The organism is Rhodococcus sp. P3_B8, assembly GCF_056402775.1.
This window is the reverse complement of the sequence record NZ_JBFUGT010000669.1, coordinates 1-853: the sequence shown is the minus strand read 5'-3', so window position 1 is coordinate 853 and position 853 is coordinate 1. Positions and strand designations below refer to the sequence as shown.

At 69.5% G+C, this 853-nt stretch carries 1 protein-coding gene and 1 pseudogene; both read left to right on the top strand.

The genetic code is table 11. The annotated features are described in order from the left end of the window. Positions 1–542: urea amidolyase associated protein UAAP2 (locus AC1D1G_RS45610; RefSeq protein WP_477956988.1), on the top strand; the 542-nt coding region annotated here is incomplete at its 5' end. Then, positions 539–853, top strand: a pseudogene (locus AC1D1G_RS45605) (5-oxoprolinase/urea amidolyase family protein); the annotation flags it as partial. The gene AC1D1G_RS45610 and the pseudogene AC1D1G_RS45605, both read left to right, overlap by 4 nt.

The window sequence follows — 853 nt, the reverse complement described above, 5'->3', positions numbered from 1 at the left end:
TCGTCGACCTGTGCGGCAACCAGGCCGTGGACACCCTGATCTACGCGGCCGACGACCACCGGCAGCGCTACTCGGCCGCCGCCACGGTGTCGGCGCAGCGAAACCTGTTCCTGACCACGGGAAGTGTCCTCCGCACCGACGATCACGACGCCCTGATGACGCTCGTCGCCGACGAGGTCGGCTCGCACGACACGGTGGGCGGCGCCTGCTCGCAGGAGTCGAACACCCTGCGGTACGGCCACCACACCAAGCACCAGCACGCCTGCGTCGAGAACTTCCTCGCCGAAGGATCCCGGTGGGGGATCGGCAAGCGCGACCTGGTGTCGAACATCAACTTCTTCATGAACGTTCCCGTCGACGCCGACGGCACGCTCGGCATCGTCGACGGCCTGTCCGCGCCGGGCCGCCGCCTGGCGCTCCGCGCGGAGCGCGACGTTCTGGTACTGGTGTCCAATTGCCCGCAGATCAACAACCCCTGCAACGGTTTCGACCCGACCGCGGTGCGGATGATCGTGACCCGGCCGACGGGAGCGCAGGCATGAGCGCCAAGATCACCGTGCACCGGCCCGGCATGCTCACCACGGTGCAGGACTTCCCCGGACGGACCGGGTACTGGCACGTCGGTGTGCCGCCGTCGGGGCCGATGGACGACCTGTCGTTCCGGCTCGGCAACACCGCGCTCGGCAACGACGAGGGCGCCGCCGGAATCGAATGCGCCATGTCCGGTCCCGCACTGCAGTTCGACGAGGACACGGTGGTGTGTGTGACGGGCGCGCCCGCACCGGTCACGGTCGACGGAGTGCTGCAGGCGCAGTGGCGTCCGGTCCGGGTGCCGGCAGGCGCAGTCCTGGAC